Origin of the sequence: Ohessyouella blattaphilus (assembly GCF_024721265.1) — a bacterium.
GTDB lineage: Bacteria > Bacillota > Clostridia > Lachnospirales > Lachnospiraceae > Aequitasia > Aequitasia blattaphilus_A.
Window position 1 is genome coordinate 37,925 of the sequence record NZ_JAMXOC010000020.1, and the last position, 21,855, is coordinate 59,779.

Annotated in this window: 18 protein-coding genes and 1 other annotated feature; of the genes, 17 read left to right on the plus strand and 1 reads right to left on the minus strand. The window is 44.9% G+C overall.

Annotated elements, in window-relative coordinates:
• The first annotated feature begins 3 nt into the window (after window positions 1–3).
• From NHH16_RS11975 to rpoC, 17 genes are all read left to right on the plus strand, one after another.
• Window positions 4–1,203 (plus strand): type II secretion system F family protein, encoded by a 1,200-nt coding sequence (locus NHH16_RS11975; RefSeq protein WP_262069844.1) that lies wholly within the window; start codon window positions 4–6, stop codon window positions 1,201–1,203.
• A 15-nt stretch (window positions 1,204–1,218) separates the two neighbouring features.
• Complete coding sequence (pilM, locus tag NHH16_RS11980; protein WP_262069845.1) at window positions 1,219–2,673, plus strand: type IV pilus biogenesis protein PilM; 1,455 nt, start codon at window positions 1,219–1,221, stop codon at window positions 2,671–2,673.
• Window positions 2,674–2,675: 2 nt separating this feature from the next.
• Entirely contained in the window at window positions 2,676–3,335 is a 660-nt protein-coding gene (locus tag NHH16_RS11985; protein WP_262069846.1) for a type II secretion system protein M, read from the plus strand.
• 23 nt (window positions 3,336–3,358) lie between these two features.
• On the plus strand, window positions 3,359–5,041 hold the full coding sequence (locus NHH16_RS11990) for a GspE/PulE family protein (protein WP_262069847.1): 1,683 nt from the start codon (window positions 3,359–3,361) through the stop codon (window positions 5,039–5,041).
• Between the two features lie 9 nt (window positions 5,042–5,050).
• Window positions 5,051–6,097: a type IV pilus twitching motility protein PilT gene (locus NHH16_RS11995; protein WP_262069848.1), complete on the plus strand. Its 1,047-nt coding sequence runs from the start codon at window positions 5,051–5,053 to the stop codon at window positions 6,095–6,097.
• A 73-nt stretch (window positions 6,098–6,170) separates the two neighbouring features.
• The gene (locus tag NHH16_RS12000) at window positions 6,171–6,989 is read left to right on the plus strand and encodes an AraC family transcriptional regulator (RefSeq protein ID WP_262069849.1); all 819 of its coding nucleotides are present in this window, start codon (window positions 6,171–6,173) and stop codon (window positions 6,987–6,989) included.
• 106 nt (window positions 6,990–7,095) lie between these two features.
• Window positions 7,096–8,583 (plus strand): L-fucose/L-arabinose isomerase family protein, encoded by a 1,488-nt coding sequence (locus NHH16_RS12005; protein WP_262069850.1) that lies wholly within the window; start codon window positions 7,096–7,098, stop codon window positions 8,581–8,583.
• A 3-nt stretch (window positions 8,584–8,586) separates the two neighbouring features.
• Complete coding sequence (gene xylB, locus NHH16_RS12010; protein WP_262069851.1) at window positions 8,587–10,041, plus strand: xylulokinase; 1,455 nt, start codon at window positions 8,587–8,589, stop codon at window positions 10,039–10,041.
• Between the two features lie 172 nt (window positions 10,042–10,213).
• Window positions 10,214–10,363, plus strand: a complete 150-nt coding sequence (gene rpmG / locus NHH16_RS12015) for a 50S ribosomal protein L33 (RefSeq protein WP_262069852.1) — start codon at window positions 10,214–10,216, stop codon at window positions 10,361–10,363.
• A gap of 19 nt (window positions 10,364–10,382) precedes the next feature.
• Window positions 10,383–10,595: a preprotein translocase subunit SecE gene (gene secE, locus NHH16_RS12020; RefSeq protein WP_262069853.1), complete on the plus strand. Its 213-nt coding sequence runs from the start codon at window positions 10,383–10,385 to the stop codon at window positions 10,593–10,595.
• 25 nt (window positions 10,596–10,620) lie between these two features.
• Entirely contained in the window at window positions 10,621–11,148 is a 528-nt protein-coding gene (gene nusG, locus NHH16_RS12025; RefSeq protein WP_262069854.1) for a transcription termination/antitermination protein NusG, read from the plus strand.
• Window positions 11,149–11,203: 55 nt separating this feature from the next.
• Complete coding sequence (gene rplK / locus NHH16_RS12030; protein ID WP_262069855.1) at window positions 11,204–11,629, plus strand: 50S ribosomal protein L11; 426 nt, start codon at window positions 11,204–11,206, stop codon at window positions 11,627–11,629.
• Window positions 11,630–11,691: 62 nt separating this feature from the next.
• Window positions 11,692–12,384 carry a 50S ribosomal protein L1 gene (gene rplA / locus NHH16_RS12035; protein ID WP_262069856.1) on the plus strand — a complete coding sequence of 231 codons (693 nt, stop codon included), beginning with the start codon at window positions 11,692–11,694 and terminating at the stop codon, window positions 12,382–12,384.
• A gap of 35 nt (window positions 12,385–12,419) precedes the next feature.
• Window positions 12,420–12,561: a sequence feature (ribosomal protein L10 leader region), on the plus strand.
• 31 nt (window positions 12,562–12,592) lie between these two features.
• Window positions 12,593–13,219, plus strand: a complete 627-nt coding sequence (gene rplJ / locus NHH16_RS12040) for a 50S ribosomal protein L10 (RefSeq protein ID WP_262069857.1) — start codon at window positions 12,593–12,595, stop codon at window positions 13,217–13,219.
• A 24-nt stretch (window positions 13,220–13,243) separates the two neighbouring features.
• Entirely contained in the window at window positions 13,244–13,618 is a 375-nt protein-coding gene (gene rplL / locus NHH16_RS12045; protein WP_262069858.1) for a 50S ribosomal protein L7/L12, read from the plus strand.
• Between the two features lie 205 nt (window positions 13,619–13,823).
• On the plus strand, window positions 13,824–17,717 hold the full coding sequence (rpoB, locus tag NHH16_RS12050) for a DNA-directed RNA polymerase subunit beta (protein WP_262069859.1): 3,894 nt from the start codon (window positions 13,824–13,826) through the stop codon (window positions 17,715–17,717).
• Between the two features lie 14 nt (window positions 17,718–17,731).
• Window positions 17,732–21,361, plus strand: coding sequence for a DNA-directed RNA polymerase subunit beta' (gene rpoC / locus NHH16_RS12055; RefSeq protein WP_262069860.1), 3,630 nt, complete (start codon window positions 17,732–17,734; stop codon window positions 21,359–21,361).
• A gap of 150 nt (window positions 21,362–21,511) precedes the next feature.
• Here the strand turns inward: rpoC and NHH16_RS12060 are convergent.
• The coding region (locus NHH16_RS12060; protein ID WP_330643525.1) for a zinc ribbon domain-containing protein at window positions 21,512–21,855 on the minus strand (344 nt) is incomplete at its 5' end.

Consider the following 21,855-nt stretch of genomic DNA (forward strand, 5'->3'; position numbering starts at 1 on the left):
TCTTTGAAATATAAGTATACAGCCACAACAGCGGCTGGAAAGAAAACAAAGGGCGTCATGGAAGCCAGTGGCGAAAGCGATTTATACGAAAAGCTGCGTCAGCAAGAGCTTTATATGATTACGTGTAGCGAAGGGAAAGTTCGCAGCAATAAAATGAGGATTAAGGCTAAGCCGCTTGCGGAGTTTTCAAGGCAAATCGGAACGCTCCTGGCAGCCGGTGTTTCGCTAGTGCGAGCGCTGGCAATCGTGGCTGGTGATGAACTGACAAAGGCCAAGTACCGGGATGTGTATGGTAAGGTCCTAGCTTCGGTTCGTCAAGGAGTCACTCTTTCTGTGGCGATGGAAGAGCAAGGAGAGGCCTTCCCGGAGCTTTTGATTAATATGTATCGTTCGGCGGAGACCAGCGGTGATTTAGACAAAGTCGCCATGCGGATGGCTGATCATTACGATAAAGAGAGTCGGATGAAGACCAAGATCAAAAATGCCATGACCTATCCGATTATCTTGCTAGTGCTGATTGTGGCAGTGGTGCTGATTCTATTTACCTTTGTCATTCCTCAGTTTAGTGAGCTGTTTGGTCAGATGGAGGAGTTACCGGCGCTAACTAGGTTCGTGATGGGCATTAGTGATGTGGTGATTAAGCGCTGGTATCTCATTATTATCGGAGTTGTCCTCTTTGTCCTATTGATTCGTGCAATCGCCGAGATTCCGGCCGTGCGTTTTCAGCTGGATCGTTTGAAGATACGTCTACCGATTTTTGGCAAATTATTAAAAGTTATCTATACAGCGCGTTTTGCGAGAACGTTAAGTTCTTTATATTCGGCGGGATTACCCATTGTAGTGGCGCTGCCGATAGCCGCCTCGACCATTGGCAATGCTTATATCGAAGCCCAGTTTGAGGTGGCAATCGCCGGGGTCCGCCGAGGCGACAACTTATCTTCGTCGCTCATGGGAATCGACGGTTTTATCCAGAAGCTAGCTTCGGCGATTATGGTAGGTGAAGAGACTGGTAGTCTCGATACGATGCTTGACTCCATTGCTGATGAGCTAGATTACGAATCCCAGATGGCCATTAGCCGGATGCTTACGTTTTTAGAGCCGGCGATGATTATCATTATGGCGATTATCGTGGGAGTCATCATTATCTCCGTAATTATGCCGTTATACGGTTCATACGGAGCGATTGAAAATTCGGCAGTATAAGAGAGGGAAGAGAGTATGGCAGTATCCATTTATTTATCAAATAACATCCTACGGGCGGTGGTAGGGAACCCTTCTACCGGCCTTCCAGGAGCGAAAAAAGAATACCGCAAAGTCGTGCCGGAGGGCAGCTTGATTAACGGGGTGATCACCAATCAGGAGGTTTTAAAAGAAGACCTGCTAAGTTTTTGGAACGAAAATCACTTGCCTAAAAAGGACGTCTACTTGGTGGTTTACAGTAGCAAGTTTGTTTCCAAACAATTAGAGCTACCAAAGGTTAACAAAAAGAAGACAGAGCAGATCCTTCCCTTAGAATTTGCTGAGGTGGATCGCTACGAGAACCCAATTTATGACTATCTAATTCCGCCTAATAAAAACGGGAAAAGCGCCATGCAGGAAGTTATCGGGGTGATGGCGGACCGGGAAATGGTAGCCGAATACGAGGAGCTTTTTTCAAGCATTGGCATTACCTTAAAGGGAATTACCAACGGTTTGACGGCGTCTATTAAAGCCTTTTACGCTACGAAATCTTTAAAAGAAGCTACGTGTATGATTCACGTGCTTGACGGCGCCAATATGGAAAGTCTTATCTGGGTTGACGGGGAGTATCGCTATTCTTCTACGAGACGCCTTTTCACCCAAAGAGGCACAACAGAGTTTGTTACCGAAATTATGCGTCATACCAACTCCACCATGCAATTCTACAATTCTATGAAGAGAGAGGAACCGCTAGAAGATATCTACCTCTGCGGTTTTACCCAGGCAGAGATTGATGATGCGGATGAGATGGCTAGAGAAGTGCTGCCAGGCGTAACCATCTCTAGCTTAAAAGAAGGCGCGGGCATGAGCGATCAGATTATCAACGATTTCACCCATCCTTTAGGTGGTCTTGTCCGGATGAAGAAGGATGTGGACTTTCTGGCAAGGCTTCGTAAGGATTCTGTCTCCGTAAGCGAAGGGGAAAAGCGTAAGAAAATGTTGATTCCGATTTTGATTTCGGCAGCTTTAGGGATTGTGCTTACGGTGGCAGCCGGAGCCTTTTACTTTAGCCAATCGGCGAAACTTAGTGAACTAGAAGAGTATGTAAACGATCCAGCTAATCAGCAGACGGCTAAGGAGTACGACGAGCTTAACCGGACGCTAACTGGGAATAACGCCGTGATTGGCGATGGCAAGAAGACGGAAGAGATGATTGCATCATACCCTCTTCTCAATACGAAAATCGAAAAGACGATTTTGGCAGCTAATAGCGGAGCGGTGACGGGTGAGATAACGTCCTATAAAGGCGAGACAGGCGAACTATTAATCGTGGTCGAAGCTAGCAATGTGGCGGAAATTAATAACTACGTAACCAGACTTTATAACACCGAGCTGTTCGTTGATGTGGTTTACAACGGCTACGATGAGAATAAAGAGACAGACGGTTACAGCGCGGTGATTAGCGGATATCTTAAGAAAGAAGCGGGGAGGTAGTCATGGGGACATTAACACAAAGAGATAAAAAACTATTGGTCTTCTTGGCCTGCTTCGTCCTAATTGTGGTATTTGGTTGGTTTCTAGCAAAGCCTTTACTTGATAAAGGTATGGAAAAGGGTGACCAAATCAGTGAAGCTCAGGCAGAAAAAGAGATGCTTGAAACGAAGCTTATGCAGTATCCAGTAATGGATAAGAAAGTAGCGGATTCCGAAGAGCAAGTAAGCCAGTACGAGGAAAAATTCTATGGCATGTTAAAGAGCCAGGGAGTAGACAAACTGATTACGGAAAAGGCTCTTAGTGCCGGTCTTAAGATCGAGCGGATGGAAATTACCATGCCGACGGAGCCTTTGCTCCTGGAAAACTATCTTCCTAAGGGAGAAGAGGCAGACGGAAGCGAAGTGCCGGCAGATGAGACCGAGGACGTGGATGACGATGCAGATGCAGCAGTCGATGCTGAAGAGGAAGCCACGGCAAAAAGTATCTATAAGGCGACGGCTAAGCTTAGCGTATCGGGAACCAGGGATCAGTATTGGAATCTGATTAACGATATAAATGGGAGTCAGAAGCTGATGCTAGTTAAAGAAATGCAAATGCCAGCGAAGACAGAAGACGGCGGGAGTATGTCGCTTTCGGTAGATATATTTATGTATCAAAAGTAAAGAAGGATTTGAGGGACTAAATTGTGGCAAATATTAAAAATATTCCTATAGGGGAGCTATTAAAAGAAAGTGGCTATATTTCGGAGGAACAGATTCAACAAGCGCTGGCTTATCAAAAGGAAAATCGGGGTAAGCGTCTTGGTGAAATTCTGATTTCTCTGGGGTTCGTGACGGAGCGTCAGACTTTGGAAGCTCTGGCTCAGCGTTTTGAACTCAAAATTGTGGACTTAAGTAATTACGAAGTGGATGTGGAAGCGGTCGCGAAGATTCCTAAGCAGCTGGCAGAAAAGTATAGTATGTTAGCGATTGAACAAAGTCCGGAAGGACTTGTAGTGGCGACCAGCGATCCTCTTGATTTTTACGGCTTTGAAGATGTGCGCCAGGTTACTGGAATGCAGTTAGATACGGTACTCTGCGAAAAGGAGATAATCCGAGGGGCGATTAGTTATTATTATTCGGAGGTTTCAGCGAAGCAGGCGGCCCAAAAGGCCAATACCAGTACCGATGGTTTAGAGGAAATCCCTCTAGATCTTGATATTAACGAAGAGGACGGAGATGCACCGATTGTTAATCTGCTAAACTCTTTGGTGGCAAGGGCCTATAGTGTAAACGCCAGTGATATTCATATTGAACCGTTCGAGACAAAATCAAATGTGCGGATGCGTATTGACGGAACGATTGTGGATTATGTTACTTTACAAAAATCCCTGCATGCTTCTTTGATTGCCCGGGTTAAGATTCTCTCGGACCTAGATATCGCTGAGCGGCGTATTCCACAAGATGGACATTTCCGGACGAAGATTGGCGAGGAGTTTGTCAACGTCAGAGTCTCGGTTATTCCTACGGTTTTCGGAGAAAAGGCGGTTATGCGTCTTCTAGCTAGTGGTGGCAATATCGACTATCCTTCCACTTACGGCATGTTAGAGGATGACTTTGAGAAGTTTACGGCGATGCTTAAGTCGCCAAACGGCATTCTCTATATTACTGGACCTACTGGCTCGGGTAAGACCACCACTCTTTACATGGTGCTCGAGGAACTATCTAAGCGCCAGGTCAATATCTCGACGATTGAAGACCCGGTGGAGAAGAATCTTCCCCGGATTAACCAAATGCAAACGAATAATATGGCGGGACTAACCTTTGATATCGGACTACGCGCCCTTCTTCGTCAAGATCCCGATGTTATTATGGTCGGTGAAACGAGAGATGCGGAGACGGCGGCAATCTCAATTAGAGCCGCAATCACGGGACACTTAGTATTATCAACCCTCCATACGAATAATGCCGCAGCCACCATTGTGCGTCTAGTGGATATGGGGATGGAACAATATATGATTGCCAGCTCCTTAGTGGGGGTAGTGGCTCAGAGACTGATGCGTAAAGTATGTAAGCACTGCAGCAGCGAGCGCCCGGTAACGATTGCCGAACAGGCTTATCTAGATCCTAGTATTACCACGGTTAAGGAAGCGGTGGGCTGTAGCCGGTGCAACAATACCGGGTATAGCGGTCGGATTGCTATTCATGAAATTCTCATGATTGACGAGGCGGTGAAAAAGATGATTACCCTAGGCTCATCCGTAGAGGAGATTGTGGAGTATGCCACCAGCAGTCAAGGGATGAAAACCCTCTCTGACCGGGGGCAAGAGCTGGTAGCAGAAGGAATAACCACCATCGAGGAGCTGATGAAGGTTGCGTACTATTCATAGGGGGATGTTATGAACATAGATGATATTATTTTATTAGCTAGGCAAAAAGGGGCATCCGATGTCCATATTTCCCAAGGGATGCCCACTTACTTTCGGATTAACGGTAGCTTGACCTTGGTTTCGGAATTGCAACTGGCCGACGAAGAGGTGGAAGGCATTATTTTCGACATGCTCTCTGATGCTCAAAGGGCCAAGTACGAGCAGCGCTTAGAAGTGGATTTTGCTAGACGAACACCTGATGGCAATCGGCAGAGGGTCAATGTTTTCAGTCAGCAGAATAAAATTGCGGCTACGATTCGCCTCCTTAATAGCGAGATTCCGACGCTGGATTCCCTGGGACTACCGAAGGTTCTCGAGGAGTTAGCGCTAAAGACCAGAGGACTGGTCCTCGTTACAGGGCCCACAGGAAGTGGTAAGTCAACCACCCTTGCGGCCATGGTAGATTATATTAACGAGCATAAGGCGGATCATATTGTGACCATCGAAGACCCCATAGAGTACGTTTTTGAACGGAAGCAATCGATTATTCATCAGCGAGAAGTAGGTGAGGATACCACCAGTTTTGCCAAGGCGCTAAGAGCGGTGCTGCGTGAAGATCCGGATGTGATTCTTGTCGGCGAGATGCGGGATTATGAGACCATTTCGGCGGCGATTACGGCAGCGGAGACCGGGCATTTAGTGCTAGCGACCCTTCATACCACGGGGGCAGCTCAGACTGTAGACCGGATTATCGATGCTTGTCCAGGCGATGTTCAGAATCAAGTGCGAACCCAGCTTTCGGGCATGCTTCAAGGGATTGTCACCCAGTGCTTGATTCCGACGGTAGATGGTCGGGGGCGCGTGCCGGCAACGGAAGTATTGGTGGGCACCGATGCGGCCCTTAATCTGATCCGGGAAAATAAAGGACACCAACTAGGTACGGTTATGCAGTCCGGTGGTGTCTATGGGATGCATACTCTTAATCGAGACTTAAAACGGTTGATGGAAAGTGGCGTAATCTCCCCAGGAGATGCTCTTAAATACACCAATGATAAACAAGATCTAGAAATGATGTAGATAAACTGGGATTGCCATATTTGGCAATCCCTTTTACAATGGAAGAAGACTACTGTTTGTGAGGAGAGAGGCAATGGATAAAAGGCAACACGAATTGGTTTTACCGAATAAGGATTTGCCCTTCAAGCTTTTCCTATTCGAAGGAGGCGACGGCAACTATATCCGGGAGCGGCACTGGCATCGCTCGGTGGAAATCTTTGCGGTTACAGAAGGGGAGATTCGCTTCTTTAGAGGTGGTGAGCGCACGATCTTAAAGGCCGGGGAATTGCTTCTGATTAACTCTAATGAGGTTCACTCGGTAATGGCGCCGACGCCTAACACGACCATTGTTTTACAGATTCCTTTAGGTACTTTTGAAGGTTATTTTACCGAGGAGCGTTACATTCGCTTTGCACCTACGAAGGGCGCTGATGACGAAGCGCTAATGACGGTGCTAAAAAAGCTCTACCGCACGTACCAAGCAGGAGAAGAGGGGTATCTTCTAAAGGTGCTAAGTGATTACTACCGCCTCCTCTATATTTTGGTGACAGAGTACCGGGAAAAAGCAGTGGACAAGGAAGAGGTTAATCGCAATAAAAAGCTCAATAGGCTGGCCAAGATAACGGATTATCTACGGGACCACTACCAGCAGGAACTTAGTCTGGAGAAAGTGGCACAAATCTTCGGTTATTCCCCTACTTATTTGTCTCATATGTTCCGGGAAAGTATTGATATTAGTTATAAAATGTACCTTCAGGAGATCCGCTTAGAGTACGCCCTAGGCGATTTGGAAAAAGGGGAGCTAACCCTTTCTGAGATTGCAGATAAGCACGGGTTTGCCAGTGGGAAATCTTTTGCCAAAGTGTTTAAGCGGCGATACGGGATTTTGCCTAGTGAATATCGCAAGAAATAACCCTTATGTTCGCAAGAAAGAGGTAGCAAAAAGACGAGCTAATTGTTACATTTATGAATGATAAGAGAAACTATAATTCTAGAAATTCGAACAAAGGAGAATGATTATGCACGATAATAAACCGAAGCTTAAAATGGGAATCGTCGCTGTAAGTCGTGATTGCTTCCCAGAAGAACTTTCCGTTAACAGAAGAAAACGCCTTATTGAGGCGTACACCGAAAAATACGGTGCTGATGAAATTTATGAATGCCCAATCTGTATCGTGGAGAGCGAAATCCATATGGTACAGGCCCTTGAGGATGTTAAGGCAGCTGGCTGTAATGCTTTAGTTGTCTATCTTGGCAACTTTGGGCCAGAGATTTCGGAGACCCTTTTAGCAAAGCATTTTGAAGGACCGAAGATGTTTGTGGCGGCCGCTGAAGAAACTGGCGACAACCTAGTTGGTGGTCGAGGAGATGCCTACTGCGGTATGCTCAATGCGAGCTACAACCTACAGCTTCGCAATGTAAAAGCTTATATTCCAGAATACCCAGTGGGTAACGCAGCTGAGTGTGCAGAGATGATCAAAGAATTTGCGCCAATTGCCAAGGCTATTATCGGACTGAACAGCCTTAAAATCATTACTTTTGGACCTCGTCCTCTTAACTTCTTAGCTTGTAATGCACCAATCAAGCAACTTTATAACATCGGTGTGGAGATTGAAGAGAACTCTGAGCTTGATCTTTTTGAAGCGTTCCATAAGCACGACGGTGACGAGCGGATTCCTGCCATTGTCAAAGAAATGGAAGAAGAGCTAGGGGCTGGTAATAAGAAGCCAGAGATTTTAAGTAAACTCGCTCAATATGAATTAACGTTAAAAGACTGGGTAGAAGAACATAAAGGGTACCGTGAGTACGTGGCGATTGCCGGCAAATGTTGGCCAGCCTTCCAGACCCAATTTGGCTTTGTGCCTTGCTACGTAAATAGCCGTCTAACAGAACAAGGAATTCCGGTTTCATGTGAAGTGGATGTATACGGAGCGTTAAGTGAGTTTATCGGTGCGGTTGTCAGTGATGATGTGGTAACCCTTCTCGACATTAACAACTCAGTGCCAAACGATATGTACGAAAGTGATATTAAAGGCAAATTTGACTATACCGGTAAGGATGTCTTTATGGGCTTCCACTGTGGTAATACGTCATCTTCTAAGTTAACTTCTTGTGAAATGAAGTATCAGATGATTATGGCAAGAAACTTACCTGAAGAAGTGACCCAAGGAACACTAGAAGGCGATATTGTACCTGGAGACATCACTTTCTACAGATTGCAAAGTACCGCAGACAACATTTTAAGAGCTTACATAGCTCACGGTGAAGTGTTGCCAGTAGCGACTAGATCTTTCGGCGGCGTGGGTATCTTTGCAATTCCTGAGATGGGTAGATTCTATCGTCACGTATTAATTGAAGGTGGTTATCCTCACCACGGTGCGGTTGCCTTTGGTCATTATGGCAAAGCGTTATATGAAGTGTTTAAGTATATCGGTGTTGAAGTAGAGGAAATCGGATACAATCAACCAAAAGGCGTGAGATACAAGACGGAGAATCCTTGGGGGTAGACTATGTTTTATATAGGCGTTGACCTTGGTACATCGGCAGTTAAACTACTGCTGATGGATCAAGACGGAAAAATAGAAAAGATCGTTTCGAAAGAGTATCCATTAAGCTTTCCAAATCCCGGTTGGTCGGAGCAAAATCCTGGCGACTGGTACGAACAAAGTATCGCCGGGCTAAAAGAACTACTAGAAAGCGTAGATAAAAGCCAGGTGGCTGGCATTAGTTTTGGCGGTCAGATGCACGGACTAGTTATTCTTGATGAGAATGACGAAGTGATTCGTCCGGCCATTCTTTGGAACGATGGCCGAACCACCAAAGAGACGGATTATCTTAATCAGGTAATCGGTAAAGAGAAGTTATCAGAATATACGGCAAACATTGCCTTTGCTGGTTTTACTGCCCCGAAAATCCTCTGGGTTAAAGAAAACGAACCGGAGAATTTTAAGCGTATTCAGAAGATTATGCTTCCGAAGGATTATCTGGCGTATAAGTTATCAGGCAGTTTTTGCTGCGATTACTCCGATGCTTCAGGCATGCTCTTATTAGATGTGAAGAATAAGCGTTGGTCCCAGGAGATGATCGATATTTGCGGAATCTCCTTAGAGCAACTGCCAAAGCTTTATGAAAGCTATGAAGTTGTGGGCGAGATTAAGCCAGACTTGGCAGCAGAGCTTGGGCTAGCAGGTCACGTTAAGGTGATTGCTGGCGCCGGTGATAATGCGGCCGCGGCTGTAGGAACTGGTACGGTGGGGGACGGTATGTGTAACATTTCGTTGGGTACATCGGGAACCATTTTTATTGCCAGTGATACGTTTGGCGTAGACGAAAACAATGCTCTCCACTCCTTTGCACACGCTAATGGCGGGTATCATTTGATGGGAGTTATGCTCAGTGCAGCATCTTGTAATAAATGGTGGATGGAGGAGATTCTTAAGTCTAAGGATTTTGCCGGAGAACAAGCGGAAATTGGTGAATTAGGGGAAAACAACGTGTATTTTCTACCCTATCTAATGGGTGAGCGTTCGCCTCACAACGATCCTGGCGCCCGGGCGGCTTTTGTGGGCATGACCATGGATTCCACCAGAGCAGACATGTATCAGGCGGTTCTAGAAGGCGTGGCCTTTGGTATTCGCGATTCTTTTGAAGTGGCGAAGAAGCTGGGCATTCACATTGAACGCAGTAAAATCGCCGGTGGTGGTGCGAAGAGCCCCTTGTGGAAGAAGATTATGGCCAATGTCCTAGGTATTAAAATCGATATGATTGCCAGTGAAGAAGGCCCCGCCCTTGGTGGCGCGATTTTGGCAGCGGTGGGCTGCGGTGAGTACAGCAGCGTCGAAGAAGCGACGGATAAGATGATACAAGTTGTGGATACGGTAGAACCAGATCCAGAGCTAGTTGAAAAATACAATGCAAAATATCAAGAATTTGTAAAGATCTATCCAGCACTGCGCGACAGATAATCATTGGGGAGGTCGTTTTGTTAACAAAACGACCTCCCCAATTAAAAAAAGGTGTCCCCAATTGGCACTTGCTTTTTGGACCGTGCCATGATACAATGTTCAAGCTAATGGAAGTAGGTCTTTTTTTTATGCCTAATTTTTCGTAAATAATACACAAAGCGAGGTGGAAGTTGTGCGTACTAGAATAACATTGGAATGTACTGAATGCAAACAGCGTAATTATACTATGATGAAGGATAAGAAAGCTCATCCTGAAAGAATGGAAACAAAGAAGTATTGTAAGTTCTGCAAGACACATACATTGCACAAAGAGACGAAATAGTCTCTAGGAGGAGCAAGAAATGGCTGATAAATCTCAAAAGACTCAGAAGAAAAGCCGTTTTAAGGAGCTTTCAAACGAGTTTAAGAAAATAGTTTGGCCTGACAAGATGACGCTCGCCAAGCAGACAGCAGCCGTGGTTGCTGTTTCGGTTATCCTTGGGGGATTGATTGCGATTATCGATTTCGTATTAAAGTACGGGGTAGATTTGCTTGTCAATCTTAAGTTAGGATAATTAATAATGCAAGAAAGGTGATGTTATGTCAGAAGCGAACGAAAAAGCCAAGTGGTATGTTGTTCACACATACTCTGGCTATGAAAATAAAGTGAAAGCTAATATCGATAAAACGATTGAAAACAGGCACCTTGAAGAGCGAATCCTTGAAGTGCGTGTACCAATGCATGACGTTGTGGAAATGAAAGACGGCGTGCAAAAAGTTTCCGAAAAAAAGATGTTTCCTGGATATGTGTTGATTCACATGATTATGGACGACGATACTTGGTACGTTGTTCGTAACACCAGAGGGGTTACTGGGTTTGTGGGACCAGGCTCAAAGCCAGTTGCACTAACAGATCTAGAAATGTCCTCGCTGGGTATTCGCCGGGAAAACATTAAAGTTAATTTTGAAGTCGGCGATACCATTAAAGTGGTTGCCGGTGCATGGGCCGATACTGTCGGCATGATCCAAGCGATCAACATGCAGAAGCAGAATGTAACAATCAATGTCGAGATGTTTGAGCGTGAAACGCCCGTCGAGATTGATTTTGCAGAGATAAAGAAAATGTAGTTAACGTGGGAGGGACTTATAAAAGGCCCGCCATCACCACAAGGAGGTTACCAAAATGGCAAAAAAAGTAGAAGGTTATATCAAATTGCAAATTCCCGCTGGTAAAGCAACTCCAGCACCACCGGTAGGTCCTGCTCTTGGACAACACGGTGTAAATATCGTGGAATTTACAAAACAGTTTAACGCGAAGACTGCAGATCAAGGCGACTTGATTATTCCTGTAGTAATCACGGTTTACAATGACAGAAGTTTTAGTTTTATTACGAAGACACCACCAGCAGCTGTGCTTATCAAAAAAGCATGTAACATCAAGTCTGGTTCAGGTGTTCCAAACAAAACAAAAGTAGCGACTATCACAAAAGCACAGGTTCAAGAAATTGCTGAGCTTAAAATGCCTGACTTAAATGCAGCAACAATTGAGACGGCGATGAAGATGATTGCTGGTACAGCAAGAAGCATGGGCGTAACGGTAGAAGAGTAAACATTGTAAACATAGATGTGGGAGGGTTATCCCGACATTACCACAAGGAGGTTATTGTAATTATGAAAAGAGGAAAAAAATATCAAGAAGCTGCGAAATTAGTCGACAGAAGTAAACTTTACGACACCGACGAAGCAGTTTCTGTTGTTAAGAAGAATGCAACTGCGAAGTTTGATGAAACCATCGAGCTTCACATTAGAACCGGTTGTGATGGACGTCACGCTGATCAACAAATCCGTGGAGCGGTAGTACTTCCTCACGGAACGGGAAAAGCAACCAGAATCTTAGTATTTGCTAAGGATGCGAAAGCGGAAGAAGCGCTAGCTGCTGGTGCTGATTTTGTAGGTGGCGATGAATTGATTCCTAAAATTCAGAACGAAAACTGGTTTGAATTCGACGTGGTTGTGGCAACCCCAGACATGATGGGTGTAGTTGGACGTCTTGGACGTGTACTTGGACCAAAAGGCTTAATGCCTAACCCGAAAGCGGGAACGGTAACGATGGATGTAGCTAACGCTGTTAAAGAAATCAAAGCCGGTAAGATTGAATACCGTCTTGATAAGACCAACATCATTCACGTACCAGTAGGGAAAGCTTCTTTTACAGAAGAGCAGCTTACCGACAACTTCCAGACCTTAATTGATGCCGTTAACAAGGCAAAACCATCAGCTGTAAAGGGACAATACTTAAAGAGTATTACACTTACTTCCACGATGGGACCTGGGGTTAAGATTAATCCTAGCAAATTAGCTTAAGGAAGTTATTGACAGAAAAAAAATATAGTGCTAAAATAGCACAGTATTAACTGCCGAAGACAGCAGGTGCCTATGCGTAAGTAAGAGATTACGCCTGCCGAGGAAATGTTTATTCTGAATGTTGAATTTACTGTCCTTCCTCGTCTTTCGACGTGGGAGGACTTTTTTTCTCATATTTTCGCAGTGAAAAATTATAAGGAGGAAAATCATGGCAAAAGTTGAATTAAAACAACCAATCATCAACAAGATCGCTGAAGAAGTGAAAGACGCAGCTAGCGTAGTGTTAGTTGACTACCGCGGATTAACCGTAGCTGAAGATACAGAACTTCGTCGTACTCTTAGAGATGCAGGCATCATTTACAAAGTGTATAAGAACACGATGATGAAGAGAGCTTTTGAAGGAACAGAGTTTGCCGGTCTTGATGAATACCTAGCAGGACCAAGCGCAATCGCTATTTCTAAAGACGATGCAACAGCGGCAGCAAGAATTCTGGCAAAGTTTGCAAAGACAGCTCAAGCATTAGAGATGAAGGCAGGCGTAGTTGAAGGCAACGTATACGATGAAAACGGTATGAAAGAACTTGCAAGTGTACCATCAAGAGAAGAACTTCTCTCCAAGTTACTTGGAAGCTTACAATCGCCAATCACCAATCTTGCACGTGTGCTTAATCAAATCGCTGAGGCGGGCCCAGCTGTAGAAGCGGTTCCGGCAGCCGAAGAGGCAGCGGCAGAAGCGCCAGCTGAAGAAGCTGCACCAGTAGCTGAAGAAGCAGTAGCGGAAGCGCCAGCTGAAGAAGCAACGGAAGAAGTAAAAGAAGAAACGACAGAAGCATAAAAAATTAAATGGAGGAATAAAAAAATGGCAAAAATGACAACAGCTGAATTTATTGATGCTATCAAAGAATTATCTGTATTAGAATTAAATGAGTTAGTAAAAGCTTGTGAAGAAGAATTTGGTGTATCTGCAGCGGCAGGTGTAGTAGTTGCAGCAGCAGGAGACGGAGCAGGTGCCGAAGCAGAGAAAGACGAGTTTGATGTAGAACTTGTTAGCGCTGGTGCTTCAAAAGTTAAGGTTATCAAAGTGGTTCGTGAAATCACAGGTCTTGGCCTTAAAGAAGCAAAAGAACTTGTTGACGGTGCTCCTAAAGTTGTTAAAGAAGGAGCTTCTAAAGCAGAAGCAGAAGAAATCAAAACTAAGCTTGAAGGCGAAGGCGCAGAAGTTGTCCTTAAATAATTCAAGTTTCGCGAGGGATGTCCTACTTTGGGACGTCCTTTTCGCATATAAAGATATAAAAAGTGTTTGACACAGACAAGAGCTTTGTGGTATAGTTAAAAATGCGCTATTATGGGAAAGTGTGCGTTGAGTTTATATAATTATACCGCTAAAAGCTCTTTTCGCATTTTCCACAATTCAATATAAAGAGGAGTGAAACGTCAATATGGAGAAAAACAGAATTCGCCCCATTAAAAGTGGCAAAAGTTCACGGATGAGCTATTCCAGACAAAAAGAAGTTCTGCAGATGCCCAACTTGATCGAGGTCCAAAAGGACTCCTATCAGTGGTTCCTCACCGAAGGGTTAAAAGAAGTTTTTGCAGATATTTCCCCCATCGCTGATTATAGTGGTCAGTTAAGTTTGGAGTTTGTGGACTTCACCTTATGCGAAGACGATGTGAAGTACAGCATGGAAGAGTGTAAGGAACGAGATGCTACTTATGCGGCACCTTTAAAGGTCAAAGTGAGACTTCATAATAAAGAGTCGGAAGAAATCAACGAACACGAGATTTTTATGGGTGATTTACCGTTAATGACAAGTACCGGTACCTTTATTATCAACGGTGCGGAACGTGTTATCGTAAGTCAGCTAGTAAGGTCTCCGGGAATTTATTATGGAATTTCGAGAGACAAAGTGGGGAAAAAGCTCTTTTCATCTACGGTGATTCCGAACCGTGGTGCGTGGTTAGAGTATGAAACAGATCCAAATGACGTTTTTTATGTACGTGTAGATAGAACTAGAAAAGTACCGATTACGGTCTTGATTCGTGCCCTTGGTATCGGCACAAACCCGGAAATCGTGGAACTTTTCGGTGAAGAACCAAAGATTATGGCCAGTCTGGAAAAGGATGCTGCAAACAGCTACCAGGAAGGTCTCTTAGAGTTATACAAAAAAATCCGTCCAGGTGAGCCGCTTGCGGTAGATAGTGCTGAAAGCTTGATTACCAGCATGTTTTTTGATGCTAGAAGATACGACTTGGCTAAAGTAGGACGCTATAAATTCAACAAAAAGCTAGCTCTTAAAAACCGTATTGCCGGAAAAGTGTTAGCAGAAGACGTGAAAAGTAGTATTACGGGACGTAAAATCGCTAAAAAGGGCGAAACGGTAACCCGTGAATTAGCGGATAAAATTCAAAACGGAGCCGTGGCTTCGGTGCTAATCGAGCTTCCTGAGGAAGAGCGCGATATTAAAGTGCTTTCTAATATGATGGTAGACTTCCAGACGGTTGTTGATATTGACCCAGCTGAAGTGGGTGTGACAGAGCTTGTGTACTACCCGGTTCTTGCAGGACTTTTAGAAGAGTCTGCAGGGGATGTGGAAGAGTTAAAGGCTCTTGTAAAAAGAGACATCCACGACTTGATTCCTAAGCACGTAACGAAAGAAGATATTTTAGCTTCGATTAATTACAATATCCACTTGGAGTACGGTCTAGGTAATGACGATGATATTGACCACTTAGGAAATCGTCGTATTCGTGCGGTTGGTGAACTTTTACAAAACCAATACCGGATCGGTTTATCAAGACTTGAAAGAGTCGTTAGAGAGAGAATGACCACTCAGGACTTAGAGGGTATTTCTCCTCAATCACTTATTAATATTAAGCCAGTAACAGCAGCTGTAAAAGAGTTCTTTGGCTCTTCTCAGTTGTCTCAGTTCATGGATCAGAACAACCCCTTAGGTGAGCTTACTCACAAGCGTCGTCTATCGGCTCTAGGACCAGGTGGTCTTTCTAGAGACCGGGCTGGTTTCGAGGTTCGTGACGTTCACTATTCCCATTACGGAAGAATGTGTCCGATTGAAACCCCTGAAGGTCCTAACATCGGTCTAATCAACTCCTTGGCTTCTTATGCTCGTATTAACCAATACGGCTTTATTGAGGCGCCTTATCGGAAGATTAGCCATAAGGATCCAGAGAATCCAGTAGTTACCGATGAAGTTGTTTACATGACAGCCGATGAAGAAGATAACTACCACGTAGCTCAGGCGAATGAGCCTCTAGATGAGCAAGGACATTTTATTCACCACAACGTATCTGGTCGTTATATGGATGAAACCCAGGAATACGAGCGGACGATGTTTGAATACATGGATGTATCGCCGAAGATGGTATTCTCAGTGGCAACGGCCCTCATTCCTTTCCTTGAGAACGATGATGCTAACCGGGCCCTGATGGGATCAAACATGCAGCGTCAAGCGGTACCGCTAATGATCACAGAAGCACCGATTGTCGGAACGGGTATGGAAGAAAAGACCGCTGTTGACTCCGGTGTTACCATTGTGGCAGAAAACGATGGCGTGGTTGAACACGTATCTTCAACCGCAATCAGTATTCGGGAAAATGACGGTAAGTTAAGAAAATACAAAACTACAAAGTTCTTACGTAGTAACCAAAGCAACTGTTACAACCAAAGACCGATTGTCTTTAAAGGGGACGAAGTAAAAGCTGGTGATATTATCGCTGATGGTCCTTCAACAGCAAACGGTGAAATCGCTCTTGGAAAGAACCCTCTAATCGGCTTTATGACCTGGGAAGGTTATAACTACGAGGATGCGGTCCTTTTAAGCGAGCGTCTTGTTCAAGATGATGTATATACTTCTATTCATATCGAAGAGTACGAAGCGGAAGCTCGTGATACCAAGCTAGGGCCAGAAGAAATCACTCGGGATATCCCAGGTGTTGGTGATGACGCCCTCCGTAACCTTGACGAACGGGGAATTATTCGCATCGGTGCTGAGGTTCGCGCCGGCGATATCTTGGTTGGTAAAGTAACTCCGAAGGGTGAGACAGAACTTACGGCAGAGGAAAGATTGCTTCGCGCCATCTTCGGTGAAAAAGCAAGAGAAGTAAGAGATACGTCTCTTAAAGTACCTCATGGAGAATACGGAATCGTCGTTGATGCCAAAGTCTTCACGAGAGAAAATGGCGACGAACTGTCTCCAGGTGTAAATCAGGCGGTTCGTATCTATATCGCGCAGAAACGTAAGATTTCTGTAGGTGATAAGATGGCTGGTCGTCACGGTAATAAGGGTGTTGTTTCTAGAGTATTACCGGTAGAGGATATGCCGTATTTGCCAAATGGTAGACCGCTTGATATCGTCCTTAACCCTCTTGGTGTACCGTCTCGTATGAATATCGGACAGGTTCTAGAAATCCACTTGTCCCTCGCTTCCAAAGCCTTAGGCTTTAACGTGGCTACGCCGGTATTTGACGGAGCGAACGAGGATGATATTATGGACACTCTGGATTTGGCCAATGATTACGTCAATATGGAGTGGAGCGAGTTTGAGAAAAAACATAAAGATACACTAAGTAAAGAAGTTATGCAGTTCTTAGATGAGAATAAGGACCACCGTGAACTATGGAAGGGTGTACCTCTTTCAAGAGACGGTAAAGTGCAACTGCGGGACGGTCGTACCGGCGAGTATTTTGATAGCCCGGTAACCATCGGTCACATGCATTATCTAAAACTCCATCACTTAGTTGATGATAAGATTCACGCCCGTTCAACGGGACCGTACTCACTGGTAACGCAGCAACCGCTGGGTGGTAAAGCTCAGTTCGGTGGCCAGAGATTTGGAGAGATGGAAGTATGGGCACTTGAGGCCTATGGTGCTTCCTACACCCTTCAGGAAATTCTGACCGTTAAGTCTGATGATGTTATCGGTCGTGTAAAAACTTACGAGGCCATTATTAAAGGCGAGAATATCCCTGAGCCGGGAATTCCTGAATCCTTCAAGGTACTATTAAAAGAATTACAGTCCCTAGGCTTAGATGTTCGTGTTCTCCGGGAAGACAATACGGAAGTAGAGATTGTAGAGACCGTAGATATGGGCGAAACAGATTTCCGTTCGGTAATGGAAGGGGATCGTAAGTACAACCAGAATGAAAATTTTGCAGATAAAGGATACTCACAGCAAGAAATCGAAAACGGCGAATTTGTAGCGGTTGAAGAAGAGGCGAGTGAGGTCCCAGAAGCAGAAGAAGCTGAATTTGAAATCGCGTTTGACGAATATTCGGATGAAGATAGTGACGATTATTCTGATGACGAGGAACTATAGAAGGGGGTGCCTAAATGCCTGTAACAAATGTGGAAAATTATAAACCAATGACTTTTGATTCTATTAAAATCGGTTTGGCATCACCGGAGAAGATTCTCGAGTGGTCGAGAGGCGAAGTAACGAAACCAGAAACCATCAACTATAGAACCTTGAAGCCAGAAAAAGATGGTCTTTTCTGTGAAAAGATCTTTGGACCAAGCAAAGACTGGGAATGTCACTGTGGTAAGTACAAAAAAATCCGCTATCGTGGAGTTGTTTGTGATCGCTGTGGTGTCGAGGTAACGAAAGCCAGTGTACGCCGAGAAAGAATGGGACATATCGATCTTGCAGCCCCAGTTTCTCATATTTGGTATTTTAAAGGAATTCCTAGCCGGATGGGCTTGATCCTTGATTTATCGCCAAGAACCCTAGAAAAAGTCCTATACTTTGCTTCTTACATCGTGTTAGACAGCGGCGAGACAGGACTTGTCTACAAGCAAGTGCTCTCAGAAGGTGAATACCAACAAGCAGTAGAGGATTATGGCTATAGCAACTTCCGAGTTGGTATGGGTGCAGAAGCGATTAAAGAGTTGCTAGAAGCGATCGATCTTGAGAAAGAGCACGAGACCCTTCAAAGCGATTTGGAGAGCGCTACGGGACAAAAACGGGCGCGTATTATGAAGCGTCTAGAAGTAATCGAAGCGTTTAGAGAATCGGGAAATAAACCTGAATGGATGATTATGACAGCTGTTCCAGTTATTCCGCCGGATTTGCGTCCGATGGTACAGCTTGACGGTGGTCGGTTTGCTACTTCGGATTTAAATGATTTATACCGTCGTATTATTAACCGTAACAATCGTTTGAAAAGACTATTAGAGCTTGGGGCACCGGATATCATTGTTCGCAATGAGAAGAGAATGCTTCAAGAAGCGGTTGACGCTTTAATCGATAATGGACGTCGTGGACGTCCGGTTACGGGACCAGGAAACCGTGCCCTTAAGTCTTTATCCGACATGCTCAAAGGTAAGTCGGGACGTTTCCGTCAGAACTTACTTGGAAAGCGAGTTGACTACTCAGGCCGTTCGGTTATCGTAGTTGGCCCTGAGCTAAAGATTTACCAGTGCGGTCTGCCAAAAGAGATGGCAATCGAGCTATTTAAGCCTTTCGTTATGAAAGAGTTAGTTGGTAATGGGACCGCTCACAATATTAAAAATGCTAAGAAGATGGTTGAGAGATTACAGCCTGAGGTTTGGGATGTGCTCGAGGATGTTATTAAAGAGCATCCGGTTATGCTTAACCGGGCCCCGACCCTTCATAGATTGGGAATTCAGGCTTTCGAGCCGATTCTCGTAGAAGGTAAGGCAATCAAGCTACATCCCCTTGTGTGTACCGCGTATAATGCAGACTTTGACGGTGACCAGATGGCTGTCCATTTGCCACTTTCTGTAGAAGCTCAAGCAGAGTGTCGTTTCCTCTTGCTTTCACCTAACAACTTATTGAAGCCATCAGATGGTGGACCGGTAGCTGTTCCTTCACAGGATATGGTTCTCGGAATTTACTACTTAACCCAGGAAAGACCAGGGGTAAAGGGTGAAGGAACCTTCTATAAGAGTGTAAATGAGGCGATTCTTGCCTATGAAAATGGGGCAGTTACCCTTCATAGCAGAATCAAGGTGCGGATGACGAAGAAGATTGCTGGCGGTGAGGAAATCAGCGCCGTGGTTGAATCCACCCTTGGAAGATTTATCTTTAACGAGATTATTCCTCAAGATTTAGGCTTTGTTGATCGTGAACAAGAAGGCAATGAGCTGACGCTAGAAATTGACTTCCACGTAGGTAAGAAGCAATTGAAGCAAATTCTTGAAAAAGTAATCAATAACCATGGTTCTACTCAGACAGCAGAAGTGCTTGATGCGGTAAAAGCCATTGGCTATAAATACTCAACAAGAGCGGCTATGACCGTATCGATTTCCGATATGACCGTACCGCCAGAGAAACCACAGATGATCGAGGAAGCGCAAACAACCGTTGATAAGATCACCAAGAACTACAAACGTGGTTTGATTACGGAAGAAGAACGTTACAAGGAAGTAGTAGAGACCTGGAAGGCCACCGATGATAAATTAACCGAGGCTCTTCTTGATGGTCTAGATGAATACAATAACATCTTTATGATGGCTGACTCAGGTGCCCGTGGTTCTGACAAGCAGATTAAACAGCTTGCTGGTATGCGTGGACTGATGGCAGATACGACAGGACGGACCATTGAGTTGCCGATCAAGTCGAACTTCCGTGAAGGACTTGACGTACTGGAATACTTTATGTCAGCCCATGGTGCTCGTAAGGGTCTATCCGATACCGCTCTTCGTACCGCTGACTCGGGATACCTAACGAGACGTTTGGTTGATGTTTCTCAAGAGCTGATTATTCGCGATGTGGATTGCTGCGAAGGTAGCGAAATCCCAGGGGCCTATGTGAAAGCCTTTATGGAAGGTAACGAGGAGATTGAAGGCTTGCAAGAGCGAATCACTGGTCGTTACTTAGCGGAAGATATTAAAGATAAAGATGGCAATGTGTTAGTCAAAGCCAATCACATGGTAACGCCTAAGCGAGCAGAGCTTATTATGCGCGACGGTGTTGGCGCCGATGGCAACGAGCTTAAGCAAGTGAAGATTAGAACAATTCTTACTTGTCGTTCTCACAACGGCGTATGTGCCAAGTGTTACGGTGCGAACATGGCCACTGGTGAGCCGGTACAAGTGGGTGAGGCTGTAGGTATTATCGCGGCTCAGTCCATTGGTGAACCGGGAACTCAGCTTACTATGAGAACGTTCCATACCGGTGGTGTAGCCGGTGATGATATTACCCAGGGTCTTCCTCGTGTTGAGGAGCTCTTTGAAGCAAGAAAGCCAAAAGGTTTGGCAATTATTACTGAATTTGCTGGTCGTGCAGAAATTAGCGACTCGAAGAAGAAACGGGAAATCATCGTAACGAACTACGAAACAGGTGAGTCTAAGGCTTATTTAATTCCTTACGGTTCACGTATCAAGATTACGGACGGCCAAGAGCTAGAAGCCGGTGACGAGCTGACAGAAGGTAGTGTAAATCCTCACGATATTCTTAAAATCAAAGGATTTAAGGCTGTTCAAAATTACATGATCCAAGAAGTTCAAAGAGTATATCGCCTCCAGGGTGTTGAGATCAACGATAAGCATATCGAGGTTATCGTTCGTCAAATGCTTAAGAAGGTGAAGATTGAGACGGCTGGTGATTCCGAATTCTTACCAGGTACCTTGGTCGACGTGCTCGAATTTGAAGATAAAAATGTAGAACTAGCAGCTGCTGGTAAAGAAGAAGCTACGGGAGAACAGATTATGCTTGGTATTACCAAAGCCTCTCTCGCAACGGATTCCTTCCTCTCTGCTGCTTCCTTCCAGGAAACTACCAAGGTTCTGACTGAAGCCGCTATTAAGGGTAAGGTTGACCACCTTGTGGGTCTGAAGGAAAACGTAATTATCGGTAAGCACATCCCGGCTGGTACGGGTATGCGTAAATACCGGGACGTGGTAATGGAGTCGGACTACAAGCTCGAGGATGACATCGTCATTAGCGAAGGTGGCGAAGAGACCGAGGCTGCGGAAGAAGTAGTTACGGTAGAAGAATGAATAACCAACTCCTAATGCCTATGCTTGGAAGTGGTATCTTGTGCACTGAAGTGCGAACAAGGATGTAAGTCTTCGACTTACTTTACTAGCCGTAACACTTTCGTCTTTCGAACCTGTATTGTACAGGCTGTTCGTGCCATGAAGGCGGTCTCATGCCGCCACTATCCGTTTGACCGGAATACTTTTACAGTTTAAATCTCGAAGATTAATAACCTTAGGCGATTCTAATGCTTCTCTTTTTATCTCTAGAGAAGATGTTGGAATCGCTTTTCTCATTATGTTAGCCGCTGCGTTTACATCTGCATTTAAAACGACACCTGACCCAGAAGCATATAAACCTCTTTTGATTCGATTGCCGCTAAAAATCGGCAAAGGATCACTCATTTGCTTTTTGGAATATACTGGCATGGCATCACTCGACAGAAAATCTGCTTTTGATGTATAAGATTCTTCCTGTTCGTACACAGAGATTCCTGCCCACTCGGCTTTGTAGC

Bases quoted from the DNA above. Each gene is read 5' to 3' on its own strand.
- xylB (WP_262069851.1), top strand. From the start codon at position 8,587: ATGTTTTATATAGGCGTTGACCTTGGTACATCGGCAGTTAAACTACTG.
- rpoC (WP_262069860.1), top strand. From the start codon at position 17,732: ATGCCTGTAACAAATGTGGAAAATTATAAACCAATGACTTTTGATTCT.
- NHH16_RS11995 (WP_262069848.1), top strand. From the start codon at position 5,051: ATGAACATAGATGATATTATTTTATTAGCTAGGCAAAAAGGGGCATCC.
- rplK (WP_262069855.1), top strand. From the start codon at position 11,204: ATGGCAAAAAAAGTAGAAGGTTATATCAAATTGCAAATTCCCGCTGGT.
- NHH16_RS12005 (WP_262069850.1), top strand. From the start codon at position 7,096: ATGCACGATAATAAACCGAAGCTTAAAATGGGAATCGTCGCTGTAAGT.
- NHH16_RS11985 (WP_262069846.1), top strand. From the start codon at position 2,676: ATGGGGACATTAACACAAAGAGATAAAAAACTATTGGTCTTCTTGGCC.
- rplJ (WP_262069857.1), top strand. From the start codon at position 12,593: ATGGCAAAAGTTGAATTAAAACAACCAATCATCAACAAGATCGCTGAA.
- secE (WP_262069853.1), top strand. From the start codon at position 10,383: ATGGCTGATAAATCTCAAAAGACTCAGAAGAAAAGCCGTTTTAAGGAG.
- rplL (WP_262069858.1), top strand. From the start codon at position 13,244: ATGGCAAAAATGACAACAGCTGAATTTATTGATGCTATCAAAGAATTA.
- pilM (WP_262069845.1), top strand. From the start codon at position 1,219: ATGGCAGTATCCATTTATTTATCAAATAACATCCTACGGGCGGTGGTA.
- rpoB (WP_262069859.1), top strand. From the start codon at position 13,824: ATGGAGAAAAACAGAATTCGCCCCATTAAAAGTGGCAAAAGTTCACGG.
- NHH16_RS12000 (WP_262069849.1), top strand. From the start codon at position 6,171: ATGGATAAAAGGCAACACGAATTGGTTTTACCGAATAAGGATTTGCCC.
- rplA (WP_262069856.1), top strand. From the start codon at position 11,692: ATGAAAAGAGGAAAAAAATATCAAGAAGCTGCGAAATTAGTCGACAGA.
- nusG (WP_262069854.1), top strand. From the start codon at position 10,621: ATGTCAGAAGCGAACGAAAAAGCCAAGTGGTATGTTGTTCACACATAC.